The sequence below is a fragment of the Hyphomonas sp. genome (assembly GCF_040882205.1).
Classification (GTDB): domain Bacteria; phylum Pseudomonadota; class Alphaproteobacteria; order Caulobacterales; family Hyphomonadaceae; genus Hyphomonas.
In genome coordinates this window covers 1-26413 of the sequence record NZ_JBBEBT010000169.1, presented here as the reverse complement: position 1 = coordinate 26413, position 26413 = coordinate 1, and the positions used below count along the sequence as shown (strand labels likewise).

Annotated in this window: 24 protein-coding genes; 9 read left to right on the top strand and 15 right to left on the bottom strand. The window is 64.5% G+C overall.

Going from position 1 to position 26413, the window contains the following annotated elements; genetic code table 11:
* Positions 1-184 precede the first annotated feature (184 nt).
* Together WEA77_RS06940 and miaB are read right to left on the bottom strand one after the other, a co-directional pair.
* The gene (locus WEA77_RS06940; RefSeq protein ID WP_368067143.1) at positions 185-1165 is read right to left on the bottom strand and encodes a PhoH family protein; all 981 of its coding nucleotides are present in this window, start codon (positions 1163-1165) and stop codon (positions 185-187) included.
* A 2-nt stretch (positions 1166-1167) separates the two neighbouring features.
* Positions 1168-2544, bottom strand: coding sequence for a tRNA (N6-isopentenyl adenosine(37)-C2)-methylthiotransferase MiaB (gene miaB, locus WEA77_RS06935; RefSeq protein ID WP_368067142.1), 1377 nt, complete (start codon positions 2542-2544; stop codon positions 1168-1170).
* A gap of 147 nt (positions 2545-2691) precedes the next feature.
* On the opposite strand from miaB, the gene WEA77_RS06930 reads away from it, so the two are divergent.
* Complete coding sequence (locus tag WEA77_RS06930) at positions 2692-4239, top strand: alanine/glycine:cation symporter family protein (protein ID WP_368067141.1); 1548 nt, start codon at positions 2692-2694, stop codon at positions 4237-4239.
* A gap of 10 nt (positions 4240-4249) precedes the next feature.
* Here the strand turns inward: WEA77_RS06930 and WEA77_RS06925 are convergent, their stop codons facing one another.
* The 4 genes from WEA77_RS06925 to WEA77_RS06910 all read right to left on the bottom strand — a co-directional run bounded on the left by WEA77_RS06925 (position 4250) and on the right by WEA77_RS06910 (position 8145).
* Complete coding sequence (locus WEA77_RS06925) at positions 4250-5254, bottom strand: NAD(P)-dependent alcohol dehydrogenase (protein WP_368067140.1); 1005 nt, start codon at positions 5252-5254, stop codon at positions 4250-4252.
* 52 nt (positions 5255-5306) lie between these two features.
* Positions 5307-6764 (bottom strand): AMP-binding protein, encoded by a 1458-nt coding sequence (locus WEA77_RS06920; protein WP_368067139.1) that lies wholly within the window; start codon positions 6762-6764, stop codon positions 5307-5309.
* 39 nt (positions 6765-6803) lie between these two features.
* Positions 6804-7754: an alpha/beta fold hydrolase gene (locus tag WEA77_RS06915; RefSeq protein ID WP_368067138.1), complete on the bottom strand. Its 951-nt coding sequence runs from the start codon at positions 7752-7754 to the stop codon at positions 6804-6806.
* Between the two features lie 85 nt (positions 7755-7839).
* On the bottom strand, positions 7840-8145 hold the full coding sequence (locus tag WEA77_RS06910; protein ID WP_368067137.1) for an SCP2 sterol-binding domain-containing protein: 306 nt from the start codon (positions 8143-8145) through the stop codon (positions 7840-7842).
* A gap of 113 nt (positions 8146-8258) precedes the next feature.
* Here WEA77_RS06910 and WEA77_RS06905 point away from each other — a divergent pair, with 113 nt between their 5' ends.
* Together WEA77_RS06905 and WEA77_RS06900 are read left to right on the top strand one after the other, a co-directional pair.
* Positions 8259-9806 carry an acyl-CoA carboxylase subunit beta gene (locus WEA77_RS06905; protein WP_368067136.1) on the top strand — a complete coding sequence of 516 codons (1548 nt, stop codon included), beginning with the start codon at positions 8259-8261 and terminating at the stop codon, positions 9804-9806.
* Positions 9807-9901: 95 nt separating this feature from the next.
* Positions 9902-10798, top strand: a complete 897-nt coding sequence (locus WEA77_RS06900) for a DUF4349 domain-containing protein (RefSeq protein ID WP_368067135.1) — start codon at positions 9902-9904, stop codon at positions 10796-10798.
* A gap of 21 nt (positions 10799-10819) precedes the next feature.
* On the opposite strand, the gene gltB is transcribed toward WEA77_RS06900, so the two are convergent.
* From gltB to WEA77_RS06885, 3 genes are read right to left on the bottom strand one after another with little or no spacing between them, the layout of a single operon-like run.
* On the bottom strand, positions 10820-15361 hold the full coding sequence (gltB, locus tag WEA77_RS06895; protein WP_368067134.1) for a glutamate synthase large subunit: 4542 nt from the start codon (positions 15359-15361) through the stop codon (positions 10820-10822).
* Positions 15362-15363: 2 nt separating this feature from the next.
* The gene (locus WEA77_RS06890; protein ID WP_368067133.1) at positions 15364-15771 is read right to left on the bottom strand and encodes a GFA family protein; all 408 of its coding nucleotides are present in this window, start codon (positions 15769-15771) and stop codon (positions 15364-15366) included.
* Between the two features lie 5 nt (positions 15772-15776).
* Positions 15777-17219, bottom strand: a complete 1443-nt coding sequence (locus tag WEA77_RS06885) for an NAD(P)-dependent oxidoreductase (RefSeq protein WP_368067132.1) — start codon at positions 17217-17219, stop codon at positions 15777-15779.
* A 279-nt stretch (positions 17220-17498) separates the two neighbouring features.
* Here WEA77_RS06885 and WEA77_RS06880 point away from each other — a divergent pair, with 279 nt between their 5' ends.
* Positions 17499-18356, top strand: a complete 858-nt coding sequence (locus WEA77_RS06880) for an undecaprenyl-diphosphate phosphatase (protein WP_368067131.1) — start codon at positions 17499-17501, stop codon at positions 18354-18356.
* On the opposite strand, the gene WEA77_RS06875 is transcribed toward WEA77_RS06880, so the two are convergent.
* Both WEA77_RS06875 and WEA77_RS06870 read right to left on the bottom strand, forming a co-directional pair.
* Positions 18357-19346 carry a complex I NDUFA9 subunit family protein gene (locus tag WEA77_RS06875; RefSeq protein WP_368067130.1) on the bottom strand — a complete coding sequence of 330 codons (990 nt, stop codon included), beginning with the start codon at positions 19344-19346 and terminating at the stop codon, positions 18357-18359. It lies immediately after the preceding gene.
* 158 nt (positions 19347-19504) lie between these two features.
* A complete protein-coding gene (locus WEA77_RS06870) occupies positions 19505-20077 on the bottom strand; it encodes a J domain-containing protein (protein WP_368067129.1) in 573 nt (190 codons plus the stop codon).
* An 82-nt stretch (positions 20078-20159) separates the two neighbouring features.
* On the opposite strand from WEA77_RS06870, the gene WEA77_RS06865 reads away from it, so the two are divergent.
* Positions 20160-20432: a BolA family protein gene (locus WEA77_RS06865; protein WP_368067128.1), complete on the top strand. Its 273-nt coding sequence runs from the start codon at positions 20160-20162 to the stop codon at positions 20430-20432.
* On the opposite strand, the gene WEA77_RS06860 is transcribed toward WEA77_RS06865, so the two are convergent.
* The 3 genes from WEA77_RS06860 to WEA77_RS06850 are packed head-to-tail and all read right to left on the bottom strand — an operon-like array spanning position 20429 to position 23397.
* Complete coding sequence (locus WEA77_RS06860; RefSeq protein WP_368067127.1) at positions 20429-21691, bottom strand: HlyC/CorC family transporter; 1263 nt, start codon at positions 21689-21691, stop codon at positions 20429-20431. The genes WEA77_RS06865 and WEA77_RS06860 overlap by 4 nt on opposite strands.
* A gap of 18 nt (positions 21692-21709) precedes the next feature.
* The gene (aroB, locus tag WEA77_RS06855) at positions 21710-22840 is read right to left on the bottom strand and encodes a 3-dehydroquinate synthase (RefSeq protein ID WP_368067126.1); all 1131 of its coding nucleotides are present in this window, start codon (positions 22838-22840) and stop codon (positions 21710-21712) included.
* Positions 22837-23397, bottom strand: a complete 561-nt coding sequence (locus WEA77_RS06850; RefSeq protein ID WP_368067125.1) for a shikimate kinase — start codon at positions 23395-23397, stop codon at positions 22837-22839. Before WEA77_RS06850 ends, aroB begins: the two co-directional genes overlap by 4 nt.
* A 106-nt stretch (positions 23398-23503) precedes the next feature.
* On the opposite strand from WEA77_RS06850, the gene WEA77_RS06845 reads away from it, so the two are divergent.
* Both WEA77_RS06845 and WEA77_RS06840 read left to right on the top strand, forming a co-directional pair.
* Complete coding sequence (locus WEA77_RS06845) at positions 23504-23638, top strand: hypothetical protein (RefSeq protein ID WP_368067124.1); 135 nt, start codon at positions 23504-23506, stop codon at positions 23636-23638.
* A gap of 52 nt (positions 23639-23690) precedes the next feature.
* A complete protein-coding gene (locus tag WEA77_RS06840) occupies positions 23691-24587 on the top strand; it encodes a tyrosine recombinase (RefSeq protein WP_368067123.1) in 897 nt (298 codons plus the stop codon).
* A 12-nt stretch (positions 24588-24599) separates the two neighbouring features.
* Here the strand turns inward: WEA77_RS06840 and WEA77_RS06835 are convergent, their stop codons facing one another.
* Positions 24600-24773 (bottom strand): YqaE/Pmp3 family membrane protein, encoded by a 174-nt coding sequence (locus tag WEA77_RS06835; RefSeq protein ID WP_368067122.1) that lies wholly within the window; start codon positions 24771-24773, stop codon positions 24600-24602.
* Between the two features lie 124 nt (positions 24774-24897).
* Here WEA77_RS06835 and WEA77_RS06830 point away from each other — a divergent pair, with 124 nt between their 5' ends.
* Complete coding sequence (locus tag WEA77_RS06830) at positions 24898-25953, top strand: CoA ester lyase (RefSeq protein WP_368067121.1); 1056 nt, start codon at positions 24898-24900, stop codon at positions 25951-25953.
* A 79-nt stretch (positions 25954-26032) separates the two neighbouring features.
* Positions 26033-26413 (top strand): nuclear transport factor 2 family protein (locus WEA77_RS06825; RefSeq protein WP_368067120.1); only part of this gene is annotated, 381 nt, incomplete at its 3' end.

Here is a 26413-nt window from a genome sequence, read left to right as displayed (position 1 = left end):
TTGCCCCGGAAGTCCCGGTTCAGCTGCTGCAGTTCCGCGTCATCGGTGAGCAGCAGGGAGACGAGGCCTTCGGCGGGCTCTTCCTGCGCGGCGGCGAAGGCGCGGCGGCTGAGGGTATCAAGATCCCCAAGGGCGGACCATGCCTCCCCTTCGACGATCAGAGCAATATCGATCATGGCGCCGCTCAGCTCTCGCCGGACGCTTCATAGGCGTCGATGATGCGGCTGACGAGGCCGTGGCGGACCACGTCGGCGGCGGTGAGATGGTGGGCAGCGATGCCTTCGACATTGCCGAGGATACGCAGCGCATGTTTCAGGCCGGACGGCTGGCTGCCAGGCAAGTCGACCTGGCCGGGATCGCCTGTGACGACCATGCGGCTATCTCGGCCAAGCCGGGTGAGCACCATCTTCATCTGGGCGACGGTGGTGTTCTGCGCCTCATCGACGATAACGAAGGCATTCTTCAGCGTGCGCCCGCGCATGAAGGCAATCGGCGCGACTTCGATCTCGCCGCGCGACATGCGCCGTTCCATCTGTTCCTGACCCATCAGTTCGCGCAGCGCGTCCCAGATGGGGAGCATGTAGGGGTCGACCTTCTCTTCCAGCGTACCCGGCAGGAAGCCGAGCTTTTCGCCGGCCTCGACGGCGGGGCGCGTCACGATCAGCCGCTGGCGAAGGCCCGCCTGAAGTTCTGCGACACCGGTGGCGACGGCCAGATAGGTCTTGCCTGTGCCGGCGGGGCCGACGCCGAAGATCAGGGCATTGTCGGGGTTCGACAGGAGTTCGATATATTTCGCCTGCCCGCGGGTCATCGCGGTGACCGGTTTGCGCAGGCCCTTCAGGCCACTGAAGGACTGAGCCGGGGACTGGGCGGCCTGCAAGGCGCCGTCGAGTTCCATTTCGGTCGGCTCGGCGCCGCTGCGCAGGCGGCGTTCGAATTCGGCGAGGGCCGTTTCGGCGATCGAGACGCCCTCTTCGGCGCCGTCGAGGCGAATGCCGCCGCCCTGGCTTTCGGCGCGCAGGCCGAAGAGCTTAAGGCGCGTCTCAAGCAAGGCGAGATGGCGGTGATGCGGACCGCACAGGTCACGCAGGCGCTCGGCCTGGTTGACCTGGTAGACCCGGCTTACGGCGTCAGCGCCTTGGGGGACTGTGGGCGGACGTTTCATACTCACGCGGCGGGCTCGCGGGCACGCGCGCGTTCGCCGGACAGGGAGTTTAGACTGGCCGAGTTGATCTGCACGTCGACCAACGTGCCGAGCTGGGCTTCGGTTCCATCGAAATGGACGGCCTGAAGGTAGGGCGAGCGGCCATGCATCTGGCCGGGATTGCGGCCTTTGCCGGTGACGAGAACGGGGATCGTCTTGCCGATCTGCGACTGGTTGAAGGCGGTCTGCTGGTCGCGCAGCAGTGACTGCAGCGCCTGCAGGCGTTCGTCCTTTACTGCTTCGGGCAGGTGGCCGTGCATCCCGGCGGCCGGTGTGCCGGGGCGCGAGGAATACTTGAAGGAATAAGCCACCGCAAAACCGGTATCGCGGGCGAGCTGCATCGTTGCCTCGAAGTCGGCGTCGCTTTCGCCCGGGAAGCCGACGATGAAGTCGGTCGCGATAGCGATATCCGGCCGGGCCTTGCGGACGCGGGCGATGATGTCCCGGTAGTGGTCCGCCGTATGGCCACGGTTCATGGCCTTGAGGATGGGATCGGAGCCCGACTGAACCGGCAGGTGCAGGAAGGGCATCATGGCGCCGGTGTCACCGTGGGCGGCGATCAGGTCGTCGTCCATGTCGCGCGGATGGCTGGTCGTATAGCGGATGCGCTCAATTCCGCCGATCTTTGCGAGGTGGCGGACGAGCTGGCCGAGCGTCCAGTCCGCGCCGCCGCCAAGGCGCGGAGCGGCGCCGTGGAAGCCGTTGACGTTCTGGCCCAGCAGGGTGACTTCGCGCACGCCCTTGGCGGCAAGGTCGCGCACTTCGGCGACGATATCGTCCACGCTGCGGGAGACTTCCGCGCCGCGCGTATAGGGCACGACACAGAAGGTGCAGAACTTGTCGCAGCCTTCCTGAACCGAGACGAAGGCGGCGGGGCCATCCGGATCGCGGGTCTTCGGCAGGGCATCGAACTTCTCGAGCGTATCGAACTCGGTTTCGAGCCGGTCGCCGACGGCGCGGCTGGCGCGGGCGATCATCTCGGGCAGCTTATGATAGGCCTGCGGGCCGAGGACGAGATCGACAGCCGGCTGGCGGCGGATGATCTCGGCGCCTTCGGCCTGTGCCACGCAGCCGGCAACGGCAATCGTCATTTTCCCGCCAGAGGCGAGCTTCATCTGCTTCAGCTTGCCGAGTTCGGAATAGACCTTCTCGGTGGCCTTCTCCCGGATATGGCAGGTGTTAACCACCACGAGGTCCGCCGATTCCGGGCTGTCCACGGGTGCATAGCCCAGCGGTTTCAGCACATCGCGGATGCGCTCAGAGTCGTAAACGTTCATCTGGCAACCATAGGTGCTGATAAACAGGCCCTTCAGGGGCTTGGCGTCGGGGGCGGCGGTCATCGCGCGGCTTATGCCTCAAAAGGGGGCAGGCTGAAAGAACCTTCCTCCATCTGGGGGACTTACGGCATTCGACGCCTTCACAGCCGGAGAAACCGGGCTAGGGTGCCGCGAAATTGACACTATCGGCGCCGGGGAGGCCCTTGCAGCATGTTCACCAATTTCTATGCCAGCCTGGAAGCAGGCGTAATCAATGTCAGCGGCTTTATCTGGGGTGGTGAATGGAACGGGACCCAAGTCCTGCCCTTCGGGCCCATCGCTGTCATCCTGCTCGGCACCGGCACGTTCTTCATGCTGCGGCTGGGCTTTCGGCCCCTGCTTCGCTTCGTGCCGGCAATTGTCGAGGTCTGGAAAGGCCGAAAGGGCAACGGCGACCCTGCCGCGATCACGCCCTTCCAGGCGCTCTCGACGGCGCTTTCCGGGCAGGTCGGAACGGGTAACATCGTCGGGGTCGCAACGGCGCTGACACTGGGCGGGCCGGGCGCGATCTTCTGGATGTGGGTGACAGCCATCCTCGGCATGGCGCTCGCCTTTGCGGAAAGTTCGCTGGCCATCAAATACCGGGAAATCGACCAGTATGGCCGCATCAATGGTGGCCCGATGTACTACATCAAGAAGGGCCTCGGAAAGGGCTGGGGCTGGCTGGCCGCGATCTTCTGTATCGGGACGATCTTTTCCGCCACTGCCACGGGCGGCATGATCCAGGCCAATAGCCTCACCGCCAACATCCACTCCGCCTTCGCAGGCGGCGGGATCGAAACCCCGCTCTGGTTGCTCGGCCTGATCCTCTCGGCGCTTGTCTTCGTGGTCATCGTCGGCGGCATCAAGTCCATCGGGCGGGTTGCAGGAAATCTCGTGCCGACAATGGCGGCGCTCTATATCCTCGCCTGCGTGGTGATCCTTGCGCTGAACGTGCAGTTCATTCCTGCAGCTTTCGGCATGATCTTCTCGTCGGCCTTCGGACTGCAATCAGCGGTCGGCGGTCTTGCAGGCTACGCCGTTCTGTCGGCGATCAGGTTTGGTGTGGCGCGCGGATTGTTCTCCAACGAAGCCGGACAGGGCTCCGCCCCGATCGCGCACGCGGCTTCGCAGATGAAGAACCCTGCCCGCCAAGGCGAAATCGCCATGATCGGCGTGTTCATCGACACCATGGTGCTCTGCACGATGACCGCACTGGTCATCCTCACGGCCGAAGGCAGTTGGGCGACGGCCGAGCAGTTCAAGTCGTGGGCCGGCGAGACCACAACGCATATCTGGATGGCGGAAGGCGCCAACCCCGCAACGCTGACCAACCGGGCCTTCACGGACGCTGTGCCGGGACCGGTCGGCGGATGGATCGTGACGCTGTGCCTCACCCTGTTTGCCTTCACGACGATCATCGGATGGTCGTACTACGCCGAACAGGCGGTCACTTACCTGATCGGCGAATGGGCCACCAAACCGTTCCGCTACATCTGGGTGGTCGTTATCTTCATTGGCGCCATGGCGGAAGTGAACATCGTCTGGCTGTTTGGCGACCTCGCGAACGCGTCGATGGCCTTCCCGAACCTGATCGCCATCCTCTTCCTGTCCGGCGTGGTCTACCGCATCCACAAGGCGAACGGCGATCCGGACACGCCGGACGGCGAAAGCCTGATCGAAGACCTTCGCGAGAAAGCGCCCGCCGGACAGGCGGGCGCTTTGGCGGGTCCGTCATGAGCCGGCAGTCCTAGATCGTCAGGACGATCTTGCCGAAGTGCTGCTGGCTGGCCTGGTGGGCGAAGGCGGCGGCGATCTGGTCGAGCGGGAAGCGGCTGTCGATGACCGGCTTGAAGCCGGTGGCATCAATCGCATCCACCATGTCTTCCTGGTGGCGGCGTGAGCCGACCGTGATGCCGGAAACAGTGATGTTGCGCGAGAAGAGCGCAGCGGTCGGCACTTCGCCGGAGACGCCGGTAAGCACGCCGATCAGCGAGATATGGCCGCCGGGGCGGCAGGCATTGATCGACTGCGCCATCGTGCCCGGACCGCCTATTTCGACGACCTCGTCCACGCCGCGCCCGCCGGTCAGCTCGAAAGCCTTTTTGCCCCAGTCCGGAGTTTCCTTGTAGTTGATCACATGGTCGGCGCCGAGGGCGCGCAGCTTCTCAAGCTTGGCTTCGGAGGACGATGTGGCAATGACGCGCGCACCCGTCGCTTTGGCGAACTGGAGCGCGAAGATCGACACGCCGCCGGTGCCCTGCACGAGGACCCAGTCGCCGGGCTTCGTGCGGGTTTCGACAAACATGCCGCGCCAGGCGGTGAGCGCGGCGCAAGGAAGCGTCGCAGCTTCGTCAAAGCTCCAGCCGGCGGGCATGCGCGTGAACGCAGTCTCGGGGCCTGCATAGAGTTCGCATCCGAAACCATCAGCGCCGTCGCCCGGCACGCTCGCGAACCCGGCAGCTTCGACCTGACCGGATTGCCAGCTGGGGAAAAAGAGCGAGATGACCTTGTCGCCCACTTTCCACTTCCTCACGCCTTCGCCGACGGCAACGACTTCGCCGGCGCCATCTGACATCGGGATACGGCCGTCGGGCGTCGGAATGCCGCCAAGCACCACGATGAAGTCGTGATAGTTCAGCGAGCTGGCGCGCACGCGCACGAGCACTTCGCCGGCTTTCGGTTTCGGATCGGGCCGGTCCTCGATAATGAGGTTGGTGAGCCCGCCCGGCTTCTTGACTGCTGCGACTTTCATGGTTGGTCTCTCCCGTGTTCGGCCCACGGGAGGCGCCGCGCCCTAGGGGAAGTCAAGAGGCGGCGAGGCGGGCTTCCCTAAGGGCTTTGCGCCGAACCTTGCCGGCATCGTCGCGGACGGGCTCGTCCACATACTCGAAACTCTTCGGCACCTTGTAGCGCACGAGGCGCTCGGCGAGGTGGGCCTCCAGCTCTTTCGGATCGGCAGGCCCGTCAGGGCGGTCGATGACGGCATGGAGGCGCGCGCCCATGTCCTCGTCCGGCAGGCCGATGACGGCAGAGGAGCGCACGCCGGGGAAGGCATCGAGCGCAGATTCGACTTCGGCAGGATAGATATTGGCGCCGCCGACAAGGATCATGTCGGAGAGGCGGTCCGTCAGGTAGAGATAACCTTCGGCGTCCATCCATCCCATGTCGCCGAGACTTTCCCAGCCGCCGTCGATGGCCTTGGCCTCGGCTCCGATATAGCGGTAGGTCGTGCCGGCGCCGGACAGGGGGCGGATGAAGACTTCGCCGACTTCGCCGGGCGTCAGGGTCTGGCCATCCTCGCCGACGACCTTCATTTCGCAGGTCTCGACCGGACGGCCAACCGAGCCCTTGTGGGTCAGCCACTCCGTACCCTGAATGGTGGTAGATCCCTGCCCTTCCGTGCCGCCATAGAGTTCCCAGATCACCTGCGGGCCCAGCCACTCGATGAAGCACTCCTTCAGCCAGGGCGGGCAGGGCGCGGCAAGGTGCCAGAGCGCCTTGAGGCTGGAGAGATCATACCGTGTACGGACGTCTTCCGGGAGCGCCCAGATCCGGCGCATCATGGTCGGCACGGTATAGATGACATCGACCTTGTGCGCCTCGATCAGGCGCAGGGTTTCGTCGGCATCGAAGCGTGTGGTGACGACCACCGTGCAGCCCTTGAAGAGGGCGGTCATGGCCCAGAGGAAGGGGCCGTTATGGTAGAGAGGGCCAGGGATCAGCATACAGCCCTGCGGCGGGATCTCGAGCAGCGGCACATCGGGATCGGACGCAGCGGGCGATTTGGAGACGATCAGCTTGGGCCGTCCGGTGGAACCGCCAGAGGTCATCGCCTTGTAGCTGGCGGCGGTGATTTCCGGCAGCGGCGCATCCGAGAAGGACGCATCCGGCTCGAAGCCGATCGGCAGGCAGGGCAGCGGGGCATATTCGCCGGCCTCGACGCCGACAACAAGGCTCGGCGAGCCAACTTCGACGATCTGGTCGCGCTCGAATTTCGGCAGGCGCGAAGAGACGGGCTGCGGCGTAGCACCGGCTTTCCATGTGGCGAGGCAGGCTTCAAAGAACTCGATGCCGTTTGGCAGGGCGATGGTGACAAAGTCATCCTGCTTCACGCCGAGCGCCTGATAGGCACGCGCCAGCCGGTTGGTGCGCGCTTCAAGCTCGGTCCAGCTGACATCGCGCCCCTCATGGCTGAGCGCCGTGCGCCTGGGCTGGATCGCAGTCCAGTGTGCGATGATGCGTGACAATGAAATGATCGCCATCTGTTTTTGTCTCCCCTTATTTTATCCGTATCGTGAGTATCAGATGCCCGCGCGCTTCAGCAGGCGCTGGAAGCCGGTCCAGAACTCGGCGCGCCGGTCGTCGGTTTCCATCAGGATCTCGTGCATGGCGCCTTCGACCGTGATATGTTCGCAGTCCTTCAGGCGGCGGCAGATCTCGGCATGGCTGGCATTGTCGACGAGCTTCTCTTCGGCGGCCGAGGCGACAAAGACCGGAATGGTGACTTTCGCGAGCGCCTTCGGCTTCGTGAAAGTGGCGAGAATGTCGAGCGAGGCGCCGAGCCAGCCCCAGGTGACCGGCCCAAGTTCGAGATCCGGCGCAGCGTCGATCAGGTCGCGCTGCAATTCCCAGCGGCGCTTGTCATGGGTGACGATGTTCGTCTCGAACTTTTCCGGCGGGCCGGGCTGGATGGCATAGTCGCCGGATCGGCCGGTGGCCCGCATCGCCCAGACCAGATAACTCATCCCGAAGAATTTCGATTTCAGGCCCCACATCGGCGCGGAGAAGGCAGCGGCATCGACTTTCACGAGATCCTGCGCGATGGCAGCGAGCGCGATGGCGCCGCCCATGGAATGGGCAAGTGCGATATGCGGTCTCGGCAGGCGGTCTTTGAGTTCCTCGAGGCCATTGGCGAGGGCGCCCATGAAAGTCTCGAACCGGTCGATATGACCCTTCTTGCTGTCGCCGAGGAGGCGGTCGGACAGGCCCTGCCCTGGCCAGTCGAGGATCAGGACGGCGAATCCCATCTTCTGGAGCTCGCGGCCAACCTCGAAGTATTTCTCGATGAACTCGGTGCGTCCCGGGCAGACAATCACCGTGCCGCGAGGCTTGGAGGCGGACAGGGCCGGCGCGGCGCAAGCCCGAAGTTCGCGCCCGCCCTCGCCCTTGAACCAGACGACCGCGGCCCCCTCGGGCGCCGCATTGCCCTTGAGGTTCACGAAGCCCGTCTGTCTTGCAGGTGCGTCAGCCATGAATTCCAGTCCGGAAAAGGAAAAGCCGCCCGAAGCTGTCTCCGGGCGGCCCTGTTAGGTCAATGCCCTTGGGCAGGCCGGGAAATCAGCCGGCGAGCTTTTTCATCAGGCTTTGCAGCTGCATGGCGACCGACATGTCGCCGGCAACTTTCAGCTTGCCCTGCATGAAGGCCATGGTCGGGTCCATCGCGCCGGAGGAGATCTTGGTGAAGTCGTCCCAGGTGACGGAAATGGTGGCGTCCGCCGGATCGTCGGAATTGTCGACCTTACCATTGGAGCCGTCGATCAGGAGCTTGCCGACGCTGCCGAAATCGAACTTAACCTTTTTCTTGAAATCACTGCCGCCCGCCAGGGCTTCCGAAGCGCGGGCCGTAAGTTGTGCGAGATCCATCCGGGGGTTCCTCCTTGGGAATTGGGTCTGAACCGGGATAAAGCAAACCGGAACGGGAGGAGCAAGAAGATTCCCGTTGACGGGCGCGGCGGTAACGCGATCACCTGTGCACCATGAGTTGGGAAAAAGCGATTGAAGAGCTTCGCCGGCGCGAGCGCCTGGCCGAACATATGGGCGGGCAAGAGCCCGTCGAACGCCAGCGCGGGCGGGGCAAGTTGACCGTACGGGAGCGGGTCGCATTCCTCGCGGACCCTGGCAGTTTCCACGAGATCGGCAAGATTGCCGGCAAGGCGACTTACGGCGCCGATGACGAACTCGCGAGCTTCATGCCCTCGACCTCCGTGACCGGCCGGGCACGCCTGGAAGGCCGCCCGGTGGTGATACTCGCCGACGACTTCACCGTGAGGGGCGGGGCGTCCGATGCTTCGATCTGGCAAAAGATGGTCCAGATGATCAAGATGGCGACCGAATACCGGATGCCGCTGGTCCAGATGATCGATGGCACGGGCGGCGGCGGATCGGTCAAGTCGCTGGAGAAGGACCCGCGTACCTATATTCCCGAGACACCCGGCTGGAACGAAATCGTCACGGGCCTGTCGCAGGTGCCGTTCGTGACACTGGCGCTGGGCCCCTGCGCTGGCATGGGCGCGGGGCGGCTTGCGGCGAGCCATTTCAGCATCATGGTGAAGGAGCTTAGCCAGGTGTTCGTGGCCGGGCCGCCTGTTGCCATCGCGCTCGGCGAGAACGTGACCAAGGAAGAACTCGGCGGCTGGAAGATCCAGGGGCAGAACGGCACTGTGGACAATGTCGTCGATACCGAAGCGGACGCCTTTGCGGCCGCGCGCCGCTTCCTCTCCTACCTGCCCCCTTCGGTGCATCATCTGTCCGAGCGCCTTAAGCCCACGGACGACCCGAAGCGAAAAGAGGAGAGCCTCATCTCCCTCGTGCCGAAGGACGGGCGTACACCCTACAAGCCGCGCAAGATCATTGAAGCGGCTATGGACCGGGGCAGCTTCTTCGAGATCGGACATGACTGGGGGCGCGGTATCGTTACCGGCCTTGCGCGCCTCGATGGCTACGCGGTCGGCATCATGGCCGGGGACCCGTTCTTCCTCGACGGGGCCTGGACGGCGGACGTCTGCGACAAGGTCACGCGCCACATGGACCTCTGCTCGACCTTCCATCTGCCGGTCATCCACTTTGTAGACTGCCCCGGCTTCGCGGTGGGGGTGAAGGCGGAGACGGCAGGCGTCACGCGCGCCGGCGTGCGCGCGATGACGGCGGTCTACCAGGCGGATGTTCCGGTCTGCTCAGTCGTCATCCGCAAGGCATACGGCCTCGCCGGCTCGGTGATGATGAACCAGTCGAAGACCAAATGGCGCTACTGCTGGCCGAGCGGCGACTGGGGCTCGCTGCCGATGGCGGGCGGCATAGAGGCGGCCTTCCGCAGGGAATTGTCGGAAGCCGAGAACCCCGAGGAGCTGAAAGCGGCGCTCTACAAGAAGTTCGAGGCGATCCGTTCGCCCTTCCGGACGGCCGAGAGCTTTCTGGCGGAAGAGATCATCGACCCGCGAGAGACGCGCGCCCTTCTTGTCGATTTCGCCCATCATGCACAGCGCGCACTGACAGCGGGCGAGCGGCGCGTCACCTTCCGGCCCTGAGGCTGCCGCAACGCTTCCAGAAAGCGGCGCCCTCTTGCCATTTTCAGGGCGTTGGTGCGTGAGTGCCGATCGGGATTCCGGGGAGGAACAGACGCATGAAACTCAGAACTTCACTTGCCGCCGCCATGTCAGCCCTCGTGCTGGCCGCCTGCGGCGCATCCGACTATGCGGGCGACCCGCGGCCGGCCCTGGCGCCGCCTGCGCCCGAGATGGCCGCCAAGATGTCCGACATGGCCGAGGAAGGCGGGGCGGGAGGCGGGTCTGCGCCGGATGCACCGCGCACCGTTCAGTATATCGCCTATGCCCACACTGTCGGCATGCGCCTGCCGCTGAAAGCCATCGAGCCGGCGCTGCAGGGCCATATCGCGGCGTGTAATGCGGCGGGCCCATCCGTGTGCGTCGTGACCAACTCCAACCTCTATTCCTATTCGGAAGGCGAAAGCTCCGGCTATCTGAACCTGCGGGCCACGCCCGCCTGGATCGAGACCTTCCTGAACGGCGTCGACGCGGAAGCAGAAGCGGCGCGCGGCGAAATCTCCAACCGCCAGACCACGACCGAGGACCTGACGGTCTCGATCATCGACACGGGCGCCCGGGTGCGCGCGCTCGAAACCTTGCAGGGCCGTTTGCAGCAGCTGCTCGAGAGCCGCCCGGGAGATCTCGGCGAAATCCTCGAGACCGAACGTGAACTGTCGCGCGTGAACGGCGAGATTGACTCGCTGAAATCCACGCTCGCGGCCCTTCGCCAGCGCGTGGACATGAGCCAGCTCACCGTGAATTATGAAACCCGCCGCGACGCGGTCACGCAAGGCGGCAATTCCATCGGCCGGGCCTTCACCGAGTTCTTCGCGAACCTCGCCGAGGCGACCGCCGCCGTGATCACGGCCTTTGCCTTCGGCCTGCCCTGGCTGCTTCTGATCGGCGCCCTGCTCTGGATCTGGTTGCGCCTGATCTGGCCTCGCATCCGCCGGAAGAAACCGCCGGTGGCTTAACCGCAGTACGCAGGCCGGGCGCTAGGCGCGCTCGGCCTGCTTTTTCTTCACGGGCGGTTTGCGAACCAGCAGCAGCGAGGCGATTTCCTTCGGCACAATCATCAGCATCTGGCTGAGGGTCGTGTCCCAATTGTCGAGCAGGTCGCGGGCGCGCAGCGAGCCAGTGCGGCGCGCATGTTCCTCGATCATCGCCTTGGCTTCGCCGACATGGTCTTCCGACATATCGGCCAGCGGATACCAGTCGATCGAGTCCGGGTTCACCACCTGCTCGAAACGGCTGGAGGGATCCCACACAAAGGCCGCGCCGCCGGTCATGCCAGCGCCGAAATTGTCGCCGACCGGTCCGAGGATCACGGCGCGACCATTGGTCATGTACTCGCAGCCGTTTGCGCCGCATCCTTCGATGACAGCCTTGGCGCCGGAGTTGCGCACGGCAAAACGCACGCCCGCCGTTCCGGCCGCAAACAGCTTGCCGGCCGTCGCGCCATAGAGGCAGGTATTGCCGATGATCGCATCACCGATGGCGGTGCGCCGGTCGCGCGGGCGGGGCGTGACGACGATGGTCGCGCCGGAAAGGCCCTTGCCAACATAGTCATTGGCATCGCCCAGCACTTCCAGCAGCAGGCCCTGCACGCTGAAAGCGCCGAGCGACTGGCCGGCGGAGCCTTCAAGCCGGATATGCAGGCGGCCTTCCGGCAGTGACTGCATGCCAAACTTGCGGGTGATGCGCGAGCTCGCGCGCGCGCCGATGGCCCGCGTCGTGTTCTCCACCCCGTATTCCAGCTGCATCTTCTCGCCGCGTTCGAAGAAGGGCTCGGCATCGCGCAGGATCTGGGCGTCGAGCGTATCGGGCACCGGCTCGCGCCGGTTCGGCTGGTAGACCACCGGCGTATCGGTATCGACCTGCACGAGGAGCGGGTTGAGGTCGAGGTCATCAAGGTGGGTCGCACCTCGGCTGACCTGCTTCAGGAGGTCCGTTCGCCCGATTGCCTGGTCGAGCGATTTCAGGCCGAGCGAGGCGAGGATTTCGCGCACGTCCTCGGCGATGAAGCTCATCAGGTTCACGACCTTGTCCGGGTTGCCGGAGAAGTGCGCGCGGAGCGCTTCGTCCTGCGTGCAGACGCCGACCGGGCAGGTATTGGAATGGCACTGGCGCACCATGATACAGCCCATCGCCACGAGCGAAGCCGTTCCGATGCCATACTCTTCAGCGCCGAGCATCGCCGCGATGACGATGTCTCGTCCGGTGCGCAGGCCGCCGTCGGTACGCAGCGTGATCTTGTCGCGCAGGTTGTTGAGCGACAGCACCTGGTGGACTTCGGCGAGGCCGATTTCCCAGGGCAGGCCCGCATACTTGATCGAGGTCTGCGGGCTCGCGCCCGTGCCGCCAACACCGCCCGCGATCAGGATGATGTCAGCTTTCGCTTTCGCGACACCCGCTGCGACCGTGCCGACGCCGGACTGGGCCACGAGCTTCACGCAGACGCGGGCCTCCGGGTTGATCTGCTTCAGGTCATAGATAAGCTGGGCAAGGTCTTCGATCGAGTAGATGTCATGGTGCGGCGGCGGCGAGATCAGCGTTACGCCGGGCGTGGCATGGCGCAGTTTCGCGATCAGCTCGGTCACCTTGAAGCCGGGCAGCTGGCCGCCCTCCCCCGGCTTGGCGCCCTGAGCGACCTTGATCTCGATTTCGCGGCATTCGTTCAGATACTCGGCCGTGACGCCGAAGCGGCCCGATGCGATCTGCTTGACCGCCGAGTTCATGTTGTCGCCATTCGGCAGTGGACGGTAGCGCGCGCGGTCTTCGCCGCCTTCTCCGGATACAGACTTTGCGCCGATCCGGTTCATGGCGATGTTCAGCGTGCCGTGCGCTTCCGGTGACAGCGCGCCGAGCGACATGCCGGGCGTAACGAAGCGCTTGCGGATTTCATTGATAGACTGGACCTGGCTCAGCGGAATTGCTTCGCCGGCGGCCTTGAAATCGAGCAGGTCGCGCAGCTGTATCGGATCGCGCGCATGCACGGCGTCGACGTATTTGCGGTAGACTGCATAATCGCCCCGGTCGCAGGCGGCCTGCAACGTGTGGATCAGCGTGCCGTCGAGAGCATGCAGTTCGTCCGAAGCGCGCAGGCGATAGAAACCGCCGACAGGTAGCGAGATGACATCCTCGTCAAACGCCTTCTGGTGGCGCACCAGCGCGTTCTCCTCGAGACCCGCAAGGCCGAGGCCAGAGATGCGGCTCGACATGCCGGGGAAGTAATCGGCGACGAGCGCGCGCGACAGACCGAGCGCTTCGAAGTTGTACCCGCCGCGATAGGACGAGATGACCGAAATGCCCATCTTGGAGATGATCTTCAGGAGACCGGCCTCGACCGCTTCCTTGAAGTTCTGGACCGCCTTGCCGAGCGACAGGTCGCCGAGAAGCCCGCGCGCATGCCGGTCCGCGATGGCGTCCTGTGCGAGGTAGGCGTTGACGCAGGTCGCGCCGACGCCGATCAGCACGGCAAAATAGTGCGTGTCCAGACATTCGGCCGAGCGCACGGTGATCGAGCAGAAAGTGCGCAGGCCCTGCGCCACGAGATGCGAGTGCACCGCGCCGGTGGCGAGGATCATCGGCGCCGCGATGCGGCTGGAGGACTGGTTTTCGTCGGTGAGGATGATGTGTTCGCGGCCGGCGCGCACGGCTTCCTCGGCTTCGCGCCGGATACGTTCCAGCGCATCCTTAAGCGCGCCGCCTTCTGCCGCCGTCACATCGTCCGCCGCAAAGGTGCAGTCGATGACTTCGGTGCCGAGGCCAAGCCGGGCGTGCAGGCGCTCATACATGCCGGTGGTCAGCACCGGGCTCTCGAGTACAAACACTTCCTGCTGGGATTTGTCAGTGTCCAGAACGTTGCCAAGGTTCTTGAACCGCGTGCGCAGGCTCATCACCCGGCCTTCGCGAAGCGGGTCGATCGGCGGGTTGGTAACCTGGGCAAAGTTCTGACGGAAGAAGTGACTCATTGGCCGGTAAGCAGAGGAGAGCACAGCGGGCGCCGTATCGTCGCCCATCGAGCCGATGGCTTCCTTCGAGCTTTCAGCCATCGGCGCAAGGATAAGCTCCAGCGTTTCGAGCGTGAAGGCGGCAGCCGTCTGGCGGCGCAGCAATTCTTCGCGGTTGAACAAGACCGGCTCCGGGCCAGGTCCGATTTCCGGCTCCAGTTCCACCACGGCCTTTAGCCATTCCTCATAGGGCGCCTGCGCCGCGAGATGATCGACAATCTCGCGGTGATCATAGAACTTGCCGGTTTGAAGGTCTGCCGCAATCATGCCGCCGGCAGGTATCGATCCGCGTCTGGCGATCTCATGATTGCCGAGCGGGCACATGCCGGTCTCGGAGCCGACCGCCAGGATGCCGTCCGTGGTCAGAGCATAGCGCAGCGGGCGCAGACCGTTGCGATCAAGCCCTGCCACCGCCCAACGGCCATCGAATGCCGCGATACCCGCCGGGCCGTCCCATGGCTCCATCACCGAATTGCAATAATCGTAGAGCGCGCGGTGCGCCGTCGGCATCACCGATTCGCGCTTCGACCAGGCTTCAGGGATCAGCATCGCCTTCGCCATCGGCGCCGTGCGCCCGGACTTGCAGAGCATTTCCCAGACGGCGTCCAGCGCGCCGGAATCCGAGGTCCCGTCCGGGATGATCGGTTTGATGTCGTCCACGTTGTCGCCGTAAGCCTCCGAAACCATCCGGATCTCGTGGCTCTTCATCCAGTTCTTGTTGCCGCGCAGCGTGTTGATCTCGCCGTTATGCGCGATCATCCGGAACGGCTGGGCGAGCGCCCATTGCGGGAAGGTGTTGGTGGAATAGCGCTGGTGATAGATCGCGAAGGCCGAGGTGAAGCGTTCATCGCGCAGGTCGAGATAGAAATTGTCGATATCGGCCGCCAGGAACATGCCTTTGTAAATCAGCGACTTGTGGTTCAGCGAACAGACATAGAAGGCCGGGATACTTGCCTCGCGCGCCCGCCGTTCGATGCGTCGGCGGCAGATGTAAAGCTCGCGCTCCATCTCGTCCACGCTCCGGGCGCGCGCATCACGGAACATGATCTGCTCAATGGCGGGGCGGGTGTCCTTGGCCTTCTGGCCAATCACGGACACGTCCACCGGCGGCTGGCGCCAGCCATAGATATAGAAACCCGAACGCAGGACTTCTCGCTCGACCAGCGTGCGGCCCGCCTCCTGCGCAGCGAAGTCCGTACGCGGAAGGAAAATCTGGCCGACGCAGATGCGGTCGTCGGTCGGGTTGTGGCCCGTGCGGCTTACATGCTCGCGGAAGAAATCCTGAGGCACGTCGAGCCGGATGCCCGCGCCGTCGCCGGTCTTGCCGTCAGCGTCGACGGCGCCGCGGTGCCAGACGTTCTTGAGCGCCTTGATGCCCATCTCGACGATTTCGCGCTTCGGCTTTCCGTCCAGCGACACGACAAGGCCGACGCCGCAGGCGTCCTTTTCGTCCTCGGGATTGTAGGCATGGCCATCGATCAGTTTCTGGCGATTGGCTTCGTACTGTTTCACGTAGTCAGACATGATCAGGGCTTTCCGCTTTCAAGGCGCGCAAGAAATTCTTCGCCCGTCAGGCGCGGCGCGCCTTGGGCGAAAGCATAGTAGCTGGGCTGGGCGCCCACATGGATTTCCGGGGTGATCGGGGGCACGGCCGCAGGATGACCGAAGAAGCCCGCACCGACATTGATGTAGTCGCCTTGGGTGAGGCGGAAGAAAAGCGCGGAGCCACAAGCGGGGCTAAAGCCGCGCGCTCCCCGATCGCAGCTGGCAAACCAGGTCACATCACCGTCGAACGTGATACCATGCTCGAACTCCGCCGTGATGGCCGGGCTGCCGCTCCGGCGCGCGCACATGCGGCAATGGCAGATGGTCACGCCGATGGGCGCGCCGCGGCCTTCAAACCGCACGGCTCCGCAGAGGCATCCACCCTGCATCTCGGTCACTCCGCCGCAACTTTGGCGTTCGCCGCCGCGCGCATAGCCTTGTGCATGGCTTGCGCCGCATCCCGGCCATCCTTGATCGCCCAGACCACGAGCGAGGCGCCGCGCACGATATCGCCCGCCGCATAGACGCCCGGCAGGCTCGTCTGCAGGGTGGCGTAGTCCACGCGCACCGCGCCCCAGCGGTTCACGGTCAGCGCCGGCTCGTCGAACAGCAGGGGCAGGTCTTCGGGATCAAAGCCGAGCGCCTTGATCACCATGTCCGCCTTCACGTCGATCACTTCGCCCGTCTTGACGGGACTCTGGCGGCCGGAAGCATCCGGCTCGCCAAGTTTCATCTTGCTGGCGCGCACGGCCTTCACCTTGCCGGCCTTGGTGTCGAGAATGGCTTCCGGATTGGCGAGCCATTCAAAAACTACGCCCTCCTCTTCGGCGTTCTGCACTTCGCGCTGTGAGCCCGGCATGTTGGCCTTGTCGCGGCGGTAGAGGCAGGTGACCGACTTGGCGCCCTGCCGGACCGCCGTCCGTACACAGTCCATCGCCGTATCGCCGCCGCCGATCACGACGAGGCGCTTGCCTTCGGCGTTCAGCTCACCCGACTCAAAAGCCTCCACCGTGTCGCCGAGACCCTTGCGGTTCGATGCGGTGAGATAGTCTAGCGCGGCCAGCACGCCGTCAGCGCCGCTGCCGGGGCACTTGAGGTCCTTGGCGGCATAGACGCCGGTCGCGATCAGCACCGTATCATGCTCGGCGCGCAAGTTCGCGAGCGAGACATCCTTGCCGACGCGCGTATTGAACTTGAAGCAGATGCCGGAAGCTTCGAGATGCCGGATACGGCGCTCTACGACTTCTTTCTCCAGCTTGAAGCCCGGAATGCCGTAGACCAGCAATCCGCCGCCGCGGTCATAGGCGTCGTAAACCGTTACCTGGTAGCCCTTGCGGCGCAGCTGTTCGGCTGCCGCAAGGCCGCCCGGCCCGGCCCCGATGATGCCGGCCGACTGCGTCCGCTCGCGCGGCGGCCTGATCGGCTGGATCCAGCCTTCGGCCCAGGCCGTGTCCGTGATGTGTTTCTCGATGGAGCCGATGGTGACTGTGCCATGGCCCGACTGCTCGATCGTGCAAATGCCTTCGCAGAGGCGGTCCTGCGGGCAGATACGGCCGCAGATTTCAGGCATGTTGTTGGTGGCGGACGACACGCGCCAGGCTTCTTCCAGCCGGTCTTCGGCGGCGAGCTTCAGCCAGTCCGGAATATTGTTCTGGAGCGGGCAGCCCTGCTGGCAGAACGGCACGCCGCACTGGGAGCAGCGCCCGGCCTGCGCCTTGGCGGCTTCGGCGGAAAAGTCTGCATAGATCTCGCGGAAGTCTTCCGCGCGCACGGGCGCCGGACGTTTCGACGGCATGGCCCGCGAGACTTTCGTGAATTGCAGCATCTTCTCGGCCATAAGAGCATCCTCCCGGTCACGGCGCACCCCGGCGCGCGAGCCCCTGCTCTTACGGCGCCTGTTTGCCCTCAACAAGATCGGAGTTCTTTTAAGATATCATTTTGATATTTTTTATATGATTTTCTTTTCGGCTGGCGTTCAAAATGACATCACCACACAATTATACATATCATTTTGGATAATGCATTTTCCGGCGCGCAGATGGCAATTGAGCGCTCCAAAGCTTTACCATTCTGGGTTAGGGCTGGTCTATTGTCGTGCAGCTGACCCCGTAGGCCCATGTCGCTTCTACAGATCCTTATCATCTCGATTGTCCAGGGCATCACCGAATGGCTGCCCGTTTCGTCCTCCGCCCATGTGCTGATCGCGGCAGATTTTTTCGGCTATGTCGGGCGCGACGAACTGCTGATCAACGCGGTCGCCAATTTCGGAACTGTCGCCTCGATGCTGATCTATTTCCGGAAGGATATCGGCGAGGCAATTGTAGGCACCTTCTCGCTGCCGGGCGCGCTCGGCGCCAAACGCACCCTGAGTTCGGGCGAGCGCCTCGCCATGAACCTCCTCGCCTCCCTGCCGCTGACCATTGCCGGCCTCGCGGCGGCGCGTCTGTTCATTCCTGATGAGGTCAACGCGGCGGTGCGCTCCGTGCAAGGGGTCGCGATTCCGCTGATCGGCTTCGCCATCCTGCTGGGCCTCGCCGACATTTTCGGGAAGAAGACCCGCACGATCGACGACATGACGCCCTGGCACGCCGCGCTGATCGGTGCCGTGCAGGTCATCGCCGCCGTGCTGCCGGGCACGTCGCGCTCCGGCATCACGATGACGACGGCCCGGGCGCTCGGCTATTCCCGCCCCGACGCCGCCAAGTTCGGGCTGCTCGTCGGCGCGCCGGTGCTGACAGCGGTCGGCCTCTACATGATCATGGAGTTCTACTTCGGCAGCGAAGTGGGCACCGTGAACGTGACCGCCGGCGAGGCGATTGCCATCGGTGTCGGCTCCGCCGTCTCGGGCCTCATCGCTATCTACGTCCTGATGGCCCTGGTGCGCCGGATGAGCTTCCTGCCCTTCGTGGCCTACCGCATCCTGCTCGGCATCGCGCTTCTGACGATGATGCCCATCCCGCTTGTCGCAGGCTGATCAGGCTTCGCTGGCCTTGTGGAATTCGCCATAAGTGCGGAAGCGCCAGAGATAGCGCGGCACAATGGCTTCGACGGAACCAAGCTCGGTCACGCCCAGGTCACGGATCGTCAGCGCGCCATCGGCCACGACATTGTCGTCCTGCAGCATCTCGACCTGCGAACCCGTCAGCGGCGGATCACCCAGCGCGCCCCAGGCGAAGGGCGGCACATAGCGCCAGACGGCGCCCATCAGATATCCCATCGGCCGCGCCACGAAGAAGGGCAGCGGAATCTTGAAGCGCTTCAGGTCGATCGTCTTCAGGATGATGTCGTAGAGTTCGTTGAACGTGTAGACCCGCGGCCCGCCCAGCTCATAGGGCTTGCCGGCGGCGGCAGCGCAATCAACCGCCATGGCAATCGCGCTGGCGACATTTCCGGCATAGACCGGCTGGAACTTCGTCTTCCCGCCGCCGATGGCCGGCAGCGCCGGCGCCGAGCGCGCCATGGCTGCGAACCGGTTGAAGAACTGGTCTTCGGCGCCAAACACGATGGACGGGCGCAGGATCGTTGCCGTCGGCACACACTTGCGCACTGCGGCTTCGGCGGCCGCCTTGGTTCGGGCGTAAGGCGACTTTGACCCGGCATTCGCGCCGATGGCGGACATCTGCACGAAGCGCGTGATACCTTTGGCGGCGGCCGCCTCTGCGACCAGTGCAGCGCCATCAGCCTGCTCACCGGAGAAGGTCTGCTTGCCGCGTTCGAACAGGATGCCGACGAGGTTGACCACCGCATCGGTGCCGTCCAGCGCGCGGTCGATCGACGCGCGGTCTCTGACATTCGCCTGCACAATATCGACCCAGCCCGGAGGGCCGGCGAGGCGCACGTCGATGGCGGTATGCACCCGGCGCACCGCAACCCGCACGCGCCAGCCGCGCTCGACCAGCGTCCGCGCCGCATACCGGCCGATAAAGCCGGAGCCGCCAAAAACCGTGACCAATCCCTTGCTCATGCGCAGCGCCTCTTTGCTGGCCAGCCGGGGCCAGCCGCGATTCCCAGTTTCTGCCGCCTTTGACCACAGGAAGGTTGCCAATGTCCATGCGGCATGGTCGGCGGAATCAGAAGGCTCGGAACGGCGGCCCCGCCCAAGACATATCTGCCCGCTGGCCGTCAGGTGCGCATCAGGCCGGAGGCCTTCAGCAGCTTGCCGGCCCGGACCACACGGTCGAGCTTGTGCTCGCTGGAGCGGTCGCCCTTGTTCGAATCCGGGTGGAACCGGCGGATATACTCGGCATAGCGTGCGCGGATCTCGACCGGCGTGGCGTCGGCCTCAAGGTCCAGTTCCCGCAGCGCTCTCAGTTGCAGGCTGGAGCGGTGCGCCTCGACGCGCGCCTCGGCCGCCGGCGTATCGTCCATATCGAAAAAGCCCCGCCCGGCCCAGCGGCGCGGGTCATGCGTCTGCGCGCTGCGCTTTCCGCCCATCGGCCCGCCGCCCATCCGCCAGGTGCGTTTATGGCCGTAGCGCTCCGAGCGCACGAAGGAGGCCGCCTCGGCCTCGCTCATTCCTTCAAAGAAGTTGAAGCGCCGGTTATAGTCCGACACATGCTGCTCGCAGAAGAAGTGGCGTCCCTTACCGCCCTGGCGCGGCGCCGGGAAGGCGCCTTCGAGGTCGCAGCCATGCTCGTCGCACACCCGCGTCTGCTTGGCGCGCGCCCGCGAAGCCTCGTCCTTGGGAGGGTTCACACGTATATCTTTGAACTTGACGCGGTAACGGAAGGGATCGCTGTCGGACATGGGCCACGATAATAGGGAGCACCGCTTAAAGATGCCACAACCAAGTGACAGACGATCACGAATTGCAGAGGCGCTCACGCAGGCCTTCGCCCCGGTATCGCTGACCATAATCGACGATAGCGCGAAACATGCGGGCCATGCGGGGGCCGCCCCGGGCGGGGAAACGCATTATTCGGTTGAAATCACCGCCGACGCCTTTGCCGGCCTGTCCCGCGTCCAGGCGCAGCGTACGGTCATGCTGGTCCTGCAGGCAGAGTTCGACACGGGCCTCCACGCGCTCGCGCTGAAGGCTAACGCGCCTTAATTCGTCTCCACTTTCGAGATGTTTACCCCGGTCACCTGGTTGCGCTGGCGGCGCAGGATGTTGAACCGGTAGCCATGGAACACGAAACTCTGCCCCGGCTCGGGGATCGTCTGGGCCTCGTGGATGACGAGTCCGGCCACCGTTACGGCCTCTTCATCCGGCAGGGCCCAGCCGGTCGCCCGGTTGACGTCGCGGATTGGCACCCAGCCGTCGACATTCACCGAACCATCCGCCTGCACCCGCACGCCCTGGATCTGCACGTCATGCTCGTCATGGATCGCGCCGACGATCTCCTCGAGAATATCCTCCAGCGTGATCATGCCCTGCAATTCGCCATACTCGTCGACGACGAGCGCGAAATGCTGGCCTTTTGACAGGAACTGGTCGAGCTGGTCCTTCACCTGCGTCGTTTCCGGCACAAACCAGGGCTTGCGCAGGATCGTGTCGAGATCAAGCTTCGACAGGTCGCCGCCCATCGGCAGCGCGGCGCGCAACAGGTCCTTGGCGTGCAGGATTCCGATGATCTCTTCCTTCTCGCCGCGATATAGCGGCAGGCGGGTATGCGGGCTCGCCAGCGCCTTCATCACCAGTTGCCGGCGGTCCATGTCGGCGTTCAGCATCTGGATATTCTTGCGGTGGATCATCACGTCCTCTACCGTCAGCTCCTTCAGGTCGAGCGCGCCGACAAGGCGCAGCCGGTCGCCGCTCTCGACGCCGCCTTCCATCGCATGCAGGTCGATGGCGCCGCGGATCTCCTGCTCGGCCGAGACCGGCGTAACCGGGCCGGCAAGCCCGAGCAGCTTGAGCAGTATCTTCACAATGAACCGGATCAGCTGGATGATCCATGACGCGCCGCGCACCACGATGCCGATCGGGCGCGCAACCAGCAGCGCAAAGCTGTCCGGGCGCGAGATGGCATAGGTCTTTGGCAGCACTTCTGAGAAGATCAGCACCGTGATGGTCATCACGGCCGTTGCCGCCACCAGCGCCAGCCCACCCGCCCCGAACAGGAGCGTGAACATCGAGGTTGCAAGAACCGAGGCGAGAATGTTGACGAGATTGTTGCCGAGCAGGATCGCGCCGATGAAATCTTCCCGGTTGGCGAGGAGGCGGTTTACGGCCCGGGCGCGCTTGTCGCCCTCTTTCTCAAGCTGGTGCATGCGCGCGCGGGAGGCAGCGGTCAGCGCAGTTTCCGATCCGGAAAAGAACGCCGACAGGCAAAGCAGGATGACAATGGCAATCAGATAACCGGCAATCATGTCGGGCGGTGGATCTCTCTAGACTGTTTCGTTGAGTTCGCGGGCAAGGAAAGCCTCGATGGAGGCAAGGTCCGCGTCCGGATGAATGTAGGAAGCGCCGATGCCGCGTGCGAGGATCAGCGGGACGCGCCCGCCGCGCGCCTTTTTGTCCTGCTGCATCAGTTCAGTCAGACGCGGCGCAGTGAACTGGGCGCGGTCCCGGCCTGACAAGTCCGCGGGAAGTCCCGAGGCGCGGATCACATCTGCTACCTGGTGGGCATCCGCCGGCGGCGTCACACCGAGACCCGCGCCATACCGGAAGGCCAGCGCCATGCCGAGCGCCACAGCCTCGCCGTGCAGCAGGTCCGGCCCATAGCTGTTGGCCGCTTCCAGCGCATGGCCAAATGTATGCCCAAGATTGAGGAGCTGACGCACACCGGTCTCGGTCTCGTCCTCGACCACGATCGCCGCCTTCGCCGCGCAGGAATGCGCGACCGCGTAGCAGGCCGCCTCCGGTTCCAGCGCCAGCACTTTCGCCCCGTTCTCAGACAGCCAGTCAAAGAAGGGCGCATCATTAATCAGCCCATATTTCAGAATTTCCGCATAGCCCGCCTTCATCTCCCGCCCCGGCAGTGTCGCCAGAAGTTCGGTATCCGCAATCACGAGACGCGGCTGGTAGAAGGCGCCGACCAGGTTCTTGCCGCGCGGCGTGTTCACCGCTGTCTTTCCGCCCACGGAGGAATCGACCTGCGCCAGCAGCGTCGTCGGCACCTGCACGAAGCCCATGCCGCGTTTCATCAGGCTGGCCGCGAGTCCGCCCATGTCGCCGATCACGCCGCCGCCGAACGCGATCAGCACATCACCCCGGTCCGCACCGCCCGCCAGCAGCCAGTCCAGCACATTGCCGAGCTGCGCAAAGGTCTTCGTCTGCTCGCCCGGTGTCAGCGCCCTCCAGTCGAGCTTGATCCCCGCCCCGGCGACCGCTGCTTCCAGCCGCGCCTTGTGATGGCGCATCACAGTCTCGTCCGTCAGCACGAAGGCGCGCGGGCGCCTCAAGAGGCAGGCAAGGCGCGGGCCCAGCTCGCCGAGCGCGCCATGCCCGACCAGAATGTCATAGGCACGCGCACCGAGTTCGACCCGGACGGTTTCAAGGGAAGTCGTGGAAGTCATGTCGGTGTCCAGGTCTGCAGGGATTTCAGGATGGAATTGACCGTATTGGTATGCGGCCCATCCTTGGACTGAACATTAAGGTCAGCCTGTGAATAAAAAGGTTCACGCTCGCTCACGAGGTTTGACAGGTGCGCCTTGGCGTCGGCGCGCTTCAGCAGCGGCCGGTTGTTGCGCTTCTGCACGCGGCGCCACAAGGTCTCGAGGTCGGCGTTCAGCCAGACCGTCACTGCCTTCTCCTTCATCACCGCCCGCGTCTCGGCGTCGATGAAGGCCCCGCCCCCGGTTGCCAGCACATGCGGCGGCAGGTCCAGCAGGCGTTTCAGCACCTGCTTTTCGCCGCGCCGGAAGTCCGCCTCGCCGTGCAACGCGAAAATATCCGAGATCGACAGGCCGGCCGCCTTCTCGATTTCCGCATCGCTGTCGAAGAACTTGCGGCCCAGCTTCTCGGCTAACCGGCGCCCCACCGTCGACTTGCCGGCGCCCATCAGACCCACTAGCGCAATGGTCCGCCCCTGGAAGGGCAGGCCTGACCTTGAAGGATCACTGTCGTCCGGCATCACTCTCTCTTACCCGGCGTTGCGCGCCTTTTACAGACCTGCCACATAGACGGCGTATTCGGGCGGCAGGATTCGTCCGCAAAACCAGCTTTCGGGGCAGAAATCCATGCGTAAATTCCTGATCGGCTTCGTCGTCATCGCTGTGGCGGTCGTCGGCGGCATGTGGTGGCTCGGCCAGCAGGCCGTCAAGAACCCGCCCCCGGACGGGGAAACGCGGATTCCCGTGGAAGGCGTATTCTAGCCGTTTCAGGCGCTTTCACGCGCCCTTAAACCTGCAGGCCTAGCCTTTCGCTATGTCCGACAAGACCCGCATTGGCGCCTTCCTTGAAATGATGTCGGCCGAGCGGGGCGCGAGCCCGAATACGCTCGATGCCTATGGCCGTGACCTGCTGGACGCTTCGCAATTCTGCAACGGGCGCCTGACCAAGGCCAAACCCAGCGAACTCGGCGCCTGGGTGAGCGACCTTGCCGAACGCGGCCTGGCCCCCGCCTCGCAGGCCCGCAAGCTCTCAGCCCTGCGCCGCTTCTTCCGTTTCCTGTTCGAGGAGGGCGACCGCAAGGATGACCCCACTTCCCGGCTCGACGGTCCCTCGCCCGCGCGCGAGATCCCGGATGTCCTCTCCCGCGAGGAAATGAAGGCGCTGATCGCCGCCTGCGGCAATGACCCACGTCTCAAATGCCTCGTAGAATTGCTGTATGGCGCCGGCCTGCGCGCCTCGGAACTCGTCTCCCTGACCCTCGGCAGCCTGCCCCGCCGCAAGGGCGCGCGCTGGGTCACCAGCGACATCATCATCCGCGGAAAGGGTGGTAAGGAACGCCTCTGCCCGCTCGGACGCCCGGCTCTCGCGGCCCTGTCTGACTGGCTGGAGGAGCGCACCGACCCGGACGTCAAGACCCGCGCCGAGGATTTGGTCTTTCCCTCGCGCGGCGCCAGCGGCCATCTGACACGCCGCCGCCTCGGGCAGTTGCTGGAGGGCCTTGCCGCCGAGGCTTGCCTTGACCCTGCCCGTGTGCATCCGCACGCCCTGCGCCACGCCTACGCCACGCACCTGCTGCAAGGCGGCGCCGACCTGCGCGCCGTGCAGATGCTGCTCGGCCATGCCGACATCGCGACGACGCAGATTTACACCCACGTCCTGACCGATGAGCTTCAGGAACTGCTGGAAACCGCGCATCCTCTGTCGGGCTGAGCGGCCGCCGCATCAGGCCAGCGTTTCACCGCCGCGCGTGTTGACCCAGAAAGCGTGGATCACGCCGGGCAGCCAACCGATCAGCGTCAGTAAAATGTTGATCAGCAGCTGTACGCCAATTCCCTGCTTCAGCGCGACAGCGACGGGCGGGAGGAAAATGGCGAGAAGGATCATGACGAGTGACAAGAAAGCATCCTTTGCATTGTTCAGGGGCATCAACGTCCGGGCGCGGCAAATGTTCCGGCGGCCCCCTCCCATTTGACGCGCTGCAGCGCGGGCTCTAATCCTCTGCTCGCAAACGGAGGGGCCCATGTCTCAGAAAACGCCGCGCAATTTCTTCAAGCCGCTCGCCATAGGCGCGCCAGAACCGATGCGCGAGCTGCCCGTCCGGCTCGAGCGGATGATCCATTTCGTCCCAGGTCATAACGAGAAGATCCGCCCAAAAGTGCCGGAAATGGCCAAGCAGGTCGACGTGATCCTCGCTAATCTCGAGGACGCCATTCCCTCAGACGCCAAGGACGCCGCCCGCGCCGGCGCCGTCGAGATGGCAAAGATGGTGGACTGGCAGAAATCCGGCACTGGCTTCTGGAGCCGTGTCAATTGCCTGAACTCGCCCTGGTTCCTCGATGACGTGACCGATCTTGTGCTTAAAGCCGGCCACCAGCTGGACGTCATCATGCTGCCCAAGGTCGAAGGCCCCTGGGATATTCACTATGCGGACCAGTTCGTCGCACAGCTGGAGGCCAAGGCCGGCCTCACCCGCCCGATCCTCTTCCACGCTATCCTCGAAACCGCCGAGGGCGTTGCCCGCGTCGAGGAGATCGCCCTCGCCTCCCCCCGCATGCAGGGCATCTCGCTGGGGCCGGCAGACCTCGCCGCCAGCCGGAAAATGAAAACTACCCGCGTTGGCGGCGGCCATCCCTTCTACCGCGTCCTTGAAGATCCGCATACGGACGGAAGCGCCCGCGCCAATGCCCAGCAGGATCTCTGGCACTATACCATCGCCCGCCTCGTCGACGCCTGCCGCACAGCTGGCATCAACGCCTTCTATGGCCCCTTCGGCGACATCTCCGACCTCGACGCCTGCGAACAGCAGTTTCGCAACGCCTTCCTGCTCGGCTGCGCCGGCGCCTGGAGCCTCCACCCCAACCAGATCGCCATCGCCAAACGAGTTTTCTCTCCGGACCCGGACGAAGTGAAATTCGCCCGCCGCATCCTCACCGCCATGCCCGACGGCACCGGCGTCGCCATGCTCGACGGCAAGATGCAGGACGACGCCACCTGGAAACAGGCCAAGGTCATCTCCGACCTCGCCGACCTCGTCGCCGCGAAGGATCCCGACCTGGCGGCGGCTTATGCGGGGTGACCCACTAAGCCCCCGCCTCCACCCCTCGCCTTCCTTCCGCGCAGAAATCGATCTAATCTCCTCCCGGGAGGACCACACAATGGTAAAACACCTGATCCCTGAAACTGGTCACAGCCCGAACCTGCAAGCCTGGTTCGACTGGATGGCGCATGATCATTCCCCTGCCGGCCTTGTGCCCCTGCTCGCCGATGAGGTCGTCTTCAGGAGCCCCGTCGTCCACACGCCGCAGGCCGGCAAGCCCATCACCATGGGCTACCTGCTCGCCGCCGGGGAGACGCTCGGCAATGACAGCTTCCGCTATACCCGTGTCTTCGATTGCGCCACCCGCGCCGTGCTCGAGTTCGAGACCGAGATGGACGGCATTGCCGTCAACGGCATCGACATGATTGAGTGGAACGCGGCCGGCCAGATCATCGAATTCAAGGTTATGGTCCGTCCCCTGAAGGCCGTCAACGCAGTC

What these genes read in the sequence shown, in the direction of transcription:
- WEA77_RS06940 (WP_368067143.1), bottom strand. Translation starts at nt 1,165, where the DNA reads ATGAAACGTCCGCCCACAGTCCCCCAAGGCGCTGACGCCGTAAGCCGG.
- miaB (WP_368067142.1), bottom strand. Translation starts at nt 2,544, where the DNA reads ATGACCGCCGCCCCCGACGCCAAGCCCCTGAAGGGCCTGTTTATCAGC.
- WEA77_RS06930 (WP_368067141.1), top strand. Translation starts at nt 2,692, where the DNA reads ATGTTCACCAATTTCTATGCCAGCCTGGAAGCAGGCGTAATCAATGTC.
- WEA77_RS06925 (WP_368067140.1), bottom strand. Translation starts at nt 5,254, where the DNA reads ATGAAAGTCGCAGCAGTCAAGAAGCCGGGCGGGCTCACCAACCTCATT.
- WEA77_RS06920 (WP_368067139.1), bottom strand. Translation starts at nt 6,764, where the DNA reads ATGGCGATCATTTCATTGTCACGCATCATCGCACACTGGACTGCGATC.
- WEA77_RS06915 (WP_368067138.1), bottom strand. Translation starts at nt 7,754, where the DNA reads ATGGCTGACGCACCTGCAAGACAGACGGGCTTCGTGAACCTCAAGGGC.
- WEA77_RS06910 (WP_368067137.1), bottom strand. Translation starts at nt 8,145, where the DNA reads ATGGATCTCGCACAACTTACGGCCCGCGCTTCGGAAGCCCTGGCGGGC.
- WEA77_RS06905 (WP_368067136.1), top strand. Translation starts at nt 8,259, where the DNA reads ATGAGTTGGGAAAAAGCGATTGAAGAGCTTCGCCGGCGCGAGCGCCTG.
- WEA77_RS06900 (WP_368067135.1), top strand. Translation starts at nt 9,902, where the DNA reads ATGAAACTCAGAACTTCACTTGCCGCCGCCATGTCAGCCCTCGTGCTG.
- gltB (WP_368067134.1), bottom strand. Translation starts at nt 15,361, where the DNA reads ATGTCTGACTACGTGAAACAGTACGAAGCCAATCGCCAGAAACTGATC.
- WEA77_RS06890 (WP_368067133.1), bottom strand. Translation starts at nt 15,771, where the DNA reads ATGCAGGGTGGATGCCTCTGCGGAGCCGTGCGGTTTGAAGGCCGCGGC.
- WEA77_RS06885 (WP_368067132.1), bottom strand. Translation starts at nt 17,219, where the DNA reads ATGGCCGAGAAGATGCTGCAATTCACGAAAGTCTCGCGGGCCATGCCG.
- WEA77_RS06880 (WP_368067131.1), top strand. Translation starts at nt 17,499, where the DNA reads ATGTCGCTTCTACAGATCCTTATCATCTCGATTGTCCAGGGCATCACC.
- WEA77_RS06875 (WP_368067130.1), bottom strand. Translation starts at nt 19,346, where the DNA reads ATGAGCAAGGGATTGGTCACGGTTTTTGGCGGCTCCGGCTTTATCGGC.
- WEA77_RS06865 (WP_368067128.1), top strand. Translation starts at nt 20,160, where the DNA reads ATGCCACAACCAAGTGACAGACGATCACGAATTGCAGAGGCGCTCACG.
- WEA77_RS06860 (WP_368067127.1), bottom strand. Translation starts at nt 21,691, where the DNA reads ATGATTGCCGGTTATCTGATTGCCATTGTCATCCTGCTTTGCCTGTCG.
- aroB (WP_368067126.1), bottom strand. Translation starts at nt 22,840, where the DNA reads ATGACTTCCACGACTTCCCTTGAAACCGTCCGGGTCGAACTCGGTGCG.
- WEA77_RS06850 (WP_368067125.1), bottom strand. Translation starts at nt 23,397, where the DNA reads ATGCCGGACGACAGTGATCCTTCAAGGTCAGGCCTGCCCTTCCAGGGG.
- WEA77_RS06845 (WP_368067124.1), top strand. Translation starts at nt 23,504, where the DNA reads ATGCGTAAATTCCTGATCGGCTTCGTCGTCATCGCTGTGGCGGTCGTC.
- WEA77_RS06840 (WP_368067123.1), top strand. Translation starts at nt 23,691, where the DNA reads ATGTCCGACAAGACCCGCATTGGCGCCTTCCTTGAAATGATGTCGGCC.
- WEA77_RS06830 (WP_368067121.1), top strand. Translation starts at nt 24,898, where the DNA reads ATGTCTCAGAAAACGCCGCGCAATTTCTTCAAGCCGCTCGCCATAGGC.